6 protein-coding genes are annotated in these 6379 nt (G+C 42.1%); 5 read left to right on the top strand and 1 reads right to left on the bottom strand.

Features of this window, described 5'->3' with window-relative positions:
* Nucleotides 1-49: 49 nt before the first annotated feature.
* Nucleotides 50-979, bottom strand: coding sequence for a LysR family transcriptional regulator (locus F9817_RS20615; RefSeq protein WP_161158077.1), 930 nt, complete (start codon nucleotides 977-979; stop codon nucleotides 50-52).
* Nucleotides 980-1380: 401 nt separating this feature from the next.
* Here F9817_RS20615 and F9817_RS24440 point away from each other — a divergent pair, with 401 nt between their 5' ends.
* The 5 genes from F9817_RS24440 to F9817_RS20590 all read left to right on the top strand — a co-directional run bounded on the left by F9817_RS24440 (nucleotide 1381) and on the right by F9817_RS20590 (nucleotide 6362).
* Complete coding sequence (locus tag F9817_RS24440; RefSeq protein WP_161158076.1) at nucleotides 1381-2901, top strand: amino acid ABC transporter permease/ATP-binding protein; 1521 nt, start codon at nucleotides 1381-1383, stop codon at nucleotides 2899-2901.
* Nucleotides 2902-2921: 20 nt separating this feature from the next.
* Nucleotides 2922-3794 (top strand): phytanoyl-CoA dioxygenase family protein, encoded by an 873-nt coding sequence (locus F9817_RS20605; RefSeq protein WP_161158075.1) that lies wholly within the window; start codon nucleotides 2922-2924, stop codon nucleotides 3792-3794.
* A 21-nt stretch (nucleotides 3795-3815) separates the two neighbouring features.
* Nucleotides 3816-4661, top strand: coding sequence for a transporter substrate-binding domain-containing protein (locus F9817_RS20600; RefSeq protein ID WP_202436538.1), 846 nt, complete (start codon nucleotides 3816-3818; stop codon nucleotides 4659-4661).
* Nucleotides 4662-4720: 59 nt separating this feature from the next.
* Nucleotides 4721-5452, top strand: coding sequence for a class II aldolase and adducin N-terminal domain-containing protein (locus F9817_RS20595; RefSeq protein ID WP_161158074.1), 732 nt, complete (start codon nucleotides 4721-4723; stop codon nucleotides 5450-5452).
* Between the two features lie 67 nt (nucleotides 5453-5519).
* Complete coding sequence (locus tag F9817_RS20590; protein ID WP_161158073.1) at nucleotides 5520-6362, top strand: ABC transporter substrate-binding protein; 843 nt, start codon at nucleotides 5520-5522, stop codon at nucleotides 6360-6362.
* Nucleotides 6363-6379: the final 17 nt, after the last annotated feature.

The following is a 6379-nucleotide window of genomic DNA, read 5'->3' as shown; positions in this document are numbered from 1 at the left end:
TCCTATTGGATAGAAAAAAAATATTAACGGTCATTAACCATAATAAAAATTATACTACCTGCTTTAATGACATTTCATTATTGAAATTATAATCGCGGCAATAATCCATAAATAAACGAGCTGGAACAGTAGGTTCATTAATTTTCAAATGCGCCATGATTAAGGTCGAGTCTTCCATCTCGTCATCAATTTCAACATAGGCGACTTCTTTGCCATCGTAGGTCATATTAGATTTAGGCTTAGTAACTAACACGGAGAAACCTAGCCCCTGCCCAACCATACAGCGCACCATCTCGATTGAAGGCGATGAATAGGCAACTTTAGGGTGTAACCCTTTCTCAGCAAAAATATTCAAAAAATAGTTTTTACTTGGAATAACATCGAGTAACACCATAGGCTCACGGCTTAATTCCGCTAATGTTACTGAGGATTTCATCGCTAATGGGTGATATTTAGGCAGCAGTGCATATGGTTTATCTGGCGCATTTAAAACATCTTTCTTAATCGAATTATCCAGCTCTAAATCATACAAGAGTGCTAAATCAAACTGCCCTCGATGCAGGCCACTCATTATTTCATGTTGTTCGCCATCATTTAACTGAACATCGATTTCCGGATAGACATTTTTAAACCCCGCTATAAGTTTAGGGATATATAAAGGCGCCACAGATTCAAAGCAACCGATCGTTATTTTACCACTTGTTATATCACTGTCTGCTAAAGAGTTTTGCTGAAACTCATAAGATAAACGCAGCAACTCCTGCGCTTTAATATAGAAGCGCCGCCCCCCTGGAGTCAGAGAAACGCCCTGTGCGTGATGGCGTATGAGCAACTGCTGTCCAAATGTGTCTTCTAAATTCTTGATGGCAATTGAAATAGATGGCTGAGCTATGTGTAACTTTCTTGATGCTTCAGCGATACTTTCCGTTTCAACGACGGTTGCAAAATAATGTAACTGCTTAAGGGTAAAATTTCTCATCGTTCACCTGCTTTACGACTTTAACTCCATCTTTAGTCAGCAATTGACATGCCACTCGAAATTTAACACTTATTTAAAAACGTTAACCTTATGTTTTAAAAGGACTATAAAACGATAGTTTTGCCCAATTAATGCAACACGTTGATGATAATTAATTAATCCTTCGTAACATCCACCTGCACCAAATAGAAGCACTCGCACTAGATTTGAAGTAACCAACCCAATATTCAACATTAAATAGCCAAAATCATTAAACATAGTTTTTTTTAAACTAGAAACGACAAAAATTATAATTGCGCTTTATCCACTGCCGAGGTCATAGTGCTGGTACATATTTGGAGTTGCGATGTTTTGATCTAAAACAAGCTATCGCTAGAATTACAAGGAATGGTGACGATTTTATGTCATTTGATTGGGACTACTTATTCAGCTTATTTCACTTATCTGACTTTTGGTTAGCCAGTTGGACCGTGGTGAAACTCAGTATCCTTAGCTGGGTATTGAGCATTATTGTTGGCTTTGTTTTGGCCTTAGGTAAACAGTCTAAGTTAGGCATATTAAGAGGACCAGCTAAGTTTTACATTTGGCTATTCCGCAGTTTACCTTTGCTCGTTTTGCTCATATTTGTCTACAACTTACCTCAGGCCCTCCCGGCCACAAGCGGCCTACTTACCAATCCATTTTGGGCGGGTTTAATCGCGATGGTTTTGAGCGAAAGTGCTTATGTGGCTGAAATTCATCGTGGTGGTTTACTCTCGATTCCTAAAGGGCAAGGTGAAGCAGCAAAAGCTCTGGGTATAAAATATTCCGGTATTCAATGGTTGGTGATTATCCCTCAAGCATTAAGGGTTGCCCTGCCCGCTCTCGCAAATGAATACATCGCCATCGTAAAATTAACATCGCTGGTGTCCGTGATTTCATTAACTGAAATTTTGATGGTGGGTCAACGCCTTTATACACAGAACTTCTTGGTGTTAGAGACAATGGCAGCCGTTGCGGTTTATTACGTCCTCATTGTCACCGTGTTCGACTTTTTACTAAACAGACTAGAAGACTTTTTGGATGTAACAAAAGGTCAAAAAGATCACACATTACCAGAAGCGCTCATTCAAAAGGTGAAGAGTGCCCCAACACCTAAATTCTCACCAACAGAGCAAATAGATGCACCAGCGCTCCAAGCAACAAAACTGCATAAATCATATAATGATGTGGAAGTACTACGAGCCGTGGATTTAAGCATTCAACAAGGCCAAGTTGCGTCTGTTATTGGGCCATCCGGCTCAGGTAAAACAACGTTAATTCGCTTAATGAATGGATTAGAGCAACTAGACCGTGGGGAAATTCACCTCAATGGTAACCCGTATTTGAAATACCATCATTTTGGCAATAACAAATCTCGCTTTGTGGAATACAGCGAACATCGAACCAAAATCGGGATGGTTTTCCAAAGTTTTAATCTTTTCCCGCATATGAAAGTGCTCGATAACCTTATGCTAGCACCGCGCTACCATAAAATGGGCAGTAAAGAAGACCTAGAGCTACAAGCCTACCAACTGCTTGATAAGGTTGGCATGTTAGAACATGCCTGGAAATACCCACATCAATTATCTGGTGGTCAACAGCAACGAGTGGCGATTGCCCGCGCATTGATGATGCGTCCGCAAATTATGCTATTTGATGAGCCAACCTCGGCGCTTGATCCAGAAAAAGTCAATGAAGTCCTACAGGTTATCGAAGATTTAGCCAGCGAAGGAATCACAATGGTCATTGTGACTCATGAAATGAACTTCGCATTTAAAGTCTCAGACAGAATCGTATTTATGGAACAAGGTCGTGTCGTGTGTGATGACAGTCCAGAAGTCTTACGCCAAGGGCACAACCCGCGTGTAGAAACATTCCTGAAAGATGTTTCTCTTGCTTAAACCAAGCTCAAGGAGGATTTATGATCGAGCAATCACAAGTTGAACAGTATCAAAAAAACGGATTTTTGGTTGTAGAAAATGTTCTAACCCCAGAAGAAATCGCTTCTTTACAACAAGATTTTGATCAATGGGTGCAAGATAGTCGCCAACATGAACAACCATGGGGAGAAACACTTGATGGTCGTGCACGTTTCGATATTGAAAGCGATCACAGCGCAGAGCACCCATCACTACGTCGTGTTACTTCACCAACAGATATTTCGGATGCTTATCGAAATATGGCGTTAACGTCTAAAGTAGCAAAAATCGCAGGCCAGTTGGTCGGCAGCCAAGGTGCGCGCTTACATCACAGCAAAATTAACTCTAAGCTGCCGCATACTGCAACAGAAGTAAAATGGCATCAGGATTTTCCTTTTACGCCACACAGTAATGATGACTTAGTTACTTGTCTGATCATGATCAGCGACGTCACAGCTGAAAATGGACCATTGCAAGTGATTCCAGGTAGTCATAAAGGGCCGCTATTCTCCCACTGGAATGATGATCAATTTACGGGCGTGATCAGTGACGATGTAGAAAAAGAGCATTGTCAGAATCCAATTTCATGCGCCGGCGTATCAGGTAGTGTCTGCTTTATGCATACTCGTTTACTACATGCATCAAGCCCAAATAACACCGACGATCCTCGCACCCTTTACATCTGTGTATACGCTGCAGAAGATGCGTTACCACTATGTGAAAACCCATTACCAAGTCAACATGCAGGCACTCTCGTCGCAGGCTCTTCAAGTGGCAAAATCCGTTGTACTGAAAACGAACTTCGCCTACCTCAAAAGCCTAAAGGTGCATCGTTTTTTGTACAACAAGCAGGAACTGATGCCGTTTCAGCTTAATTTGCCATTAAAGGAATAATTATGTCGTTTGTGTCTAATACATTAACCACTGTCGTGCGCCGAACAATGATGGGTGGAGTGTGCTCTGTTCTGGCTATGACTTCCATGAATGCGTTGGCATTCAAAACGCCAGACAAGCTCATTGCAGGATCAGATATTACTTTTTATCCCTATGAGTATATGGATAAAGGTAAACCAGCTGGTTTTGATATCGAGTTTATTGATGGTCTTGCTAAAACGATGGGAAGAACCGCAGTTGAAGTTGATACTCGATGGGCCAATCTCATTCCGGGTTTGAGAGGTGGTCGGTTTGATATTCTCAACTCAGCCATGTACATCACGCCAGATAGACTCAAAGTCATCGACATGATTCCTTATCTAAAAACAGGTGAGTCAATTTTGTCAATTAAAGGGACAGATTACCAGCCTAAAGTAGCGGAAGACTTTTGTGGCCATAAAATCGGTTCTCAAGCGGGTACCGCTTGGCTGAAACAGATGAAAGATCTTTCCGTCAATTACTGTGAAGCAAAAGGTTTAAAACCTATCAGTATCAGCGAATATCCAACTGACCCTCAAGCAACTCAAGCGATGTTGTCACATGCGGTAGAAGCGCAAATAACTGATGCCGCCGTTGCTCAGGGTGTGGTGAAAAAACTTGGGTCTCGTGTCGTCATTAGCTCCGAGAAATTACTCTATCCGGTTCTTAACGGCATTGGTGTGAAAAAAGGCAATGATGACGTCCGTGAAGCGCTCACGGCGGGTATCAAAAAGTTCAGTCAGACACCTGAGTACAAGGCGTTATTTGCCAAATACAATGCTCAATCTCCATCGGCAGAAGACATTAAACAACTCATGCCAAAACAGTAACTACTGCACTGATTGCTCAGCCTTATTGTTAGGCTGAGCATTTTTAAAGGAAGCAAACTATGTCACTAACGCTAGAAGAACAGACACGCATTGATCTTGCGGCGACCTTTCGCATCATCGCTCACTTAGGAATGCACGAAGCAGTTGCTAACCATTTTAGTGCTGCAGTGTCACCGGATGGTAAGCAATTTTTGCTTAATCCTAAATGGATGCACTTTTCACGTATTAAAGCCAGCGATCTATTGCTACTCAATGCCGACGACCCCAATAATGCCTCACGTAATGATGTTGACCCGACTGCAATGTCGATTCATGGTCAAATTCATCGTTTATTGCCTGATGTTCGTGTTGTCCTTCACCTTCATCCGGTATATACCACAGCTATCTCAGCGCTTGAGAATCCAACTATTACCCCGATCGATCAAAATACGGCGCGTTATTTTAACCGCATATCTGTTGATACCATGTATGGCGGTATGGCTGATACCACTGAAGAAGGCGCGCGTTTAGCTGGGCTATTGAAAGATAACACTCGCTTGCTGATGGGTAATCATGGCGTGATGGTCGCAGGTAATGATATTGGTGTTGCGTTCGATGACATTTGGACGCTTGAGCGCGCATGCCAAATCTTAGTTGCCGCCAGATCTACCGGGCAACCTCTAAAAGTATTATCCGATGAAGTCGCAGAAAAGACCGCTCAAGATTGGGAAAAAATCACTGACTTTTCTAAACAACATTTTGAAGAAATGAAACAACTGATGGCGACCATTGATCCTTCATTTATGGATTAATGGTGCCATTTTTATACCATTTGAATAACCCTGTACTGTAGATCACACGCTAATGAAAGGAATCATTATGAACGTCACATCCCTTAAGACACGTAAATTCACCAAGATCATCGCAACAAGCAGCCTTTCGGTCTTGTTGTCTTTAACAGCCACCAGCGCATTTGCATTCAAGCAGCAGGATAAAATCATTGCGGGTTCAGATGTTACTTTCTTCCCTTATGAATATATGAAAGACAATGTTCCAGCTGGATTCGACATCGAATTCTTAGATGGACTGGCTAAAGTCATGGGCAAAACCGCCGTGACGGTGGACACGCGCTGGGCAAACCTTATCCCAGGGTTGCGCGGAAATCGTTTTGACATTACTAACTCATCGATGTACATCACCAAAGATCGTATGAAAGTGATTGATATGATCCCCTATTTGAAAAGTGGCGAATCGATCTTATCGATCAAAGGCAGCGCTTATCAACCGAAAGTTCCTGAAGATTTTTGTGGTCATAAAATCGGCTCTATGGCTGGCACATCTTGGCTGCAGCAAATTCAGAAACTGTCCAAAGAGCACTGTGTCGCAAACGGTCTAAAACCTATCTCCATCAGTGAATACCCAACCGATCCACAAACCACTCAAGCCATGTTATCTGGCGCAGTAGAGGCGCAAATTACTGATGCTGCAGTCGCTAGAGGTGTGGTACAAAAACTAGGTAATCGTGTGGCAATTTCATCGGATAGCCTGCTTTACCCAGTATTAAATGGATTTGGTGTGAAGAAAGGCAATGACGAAGTCCGTACAGCGTTAGAAAATGGATTGGAAAAATTCAAACAAACACCTGAATATGCCGCGTTATTGAAGAAATATAATTTCCAAGCACCGACACAAAAAGATATCGATACGTTAATGCCACATTAAATAAAACGACCTCTTTT

The sequence above is a fragment of the Vibrio eleionomae genome (assembly GCF_009874545.1).
Classification (GTDB): Bacteria; Pseudomonadota; Gammaproteobacteria; order Enterobacterales; family Vibrionaceae; genus Vibrio; species Vibrio nitrifigilis.
The sequence above is the reverse complement of the archived record's forward strand: the minus strand, read 5'-3'. Positions and strand labels throughout refer to the sequence as shown.

Excerpts from the sequence above, each read along its gene's own strand:
- F9817_RS20600 (WP_202436538.1), top strand. The coding sequence starts at position 3,816 with ATGTCGTTTGTGTCTAATACATTAACCACTGTCGTGCGCCGAACAATG.
- F9817_RS20595 (WP_161158074.1), top strand. The coding sequence starts at position 4,721 with ATGTCACTAACGCTAGAAGAACAGACACGCATTGATCTTGCGGCGACC.
- F9817_RS20605 (WP_161158075.1), top strand. The coding sequence starts at position 2,922 with ATGATCGAGCAATCACAAGTTGAACAGTATCAAAAAAACGGATTTTTG.
- F9817_RS24440 (WP_161158076.1), top strand. The coding sequence starts at position 1,381 with ATGTCATTTGATTGGGACTACTTATTCAGCTTATTTCACTTATCTGAC.
- F9817_RS20615 (WP_161158077.1), bottom strand. The coding sequence starts at position 979 with ATGAGAAATTTTACCCTTAAGCAGTTACATTATTTTGCAACCGTCGTT.
- F9817_RS20590 (WP_161158073.1), top strand. The coding sequence starts at position 5,520 with ATGAACGTCACATCCCTTAAGACACGTAAATTCACCAAGATCATCGCA.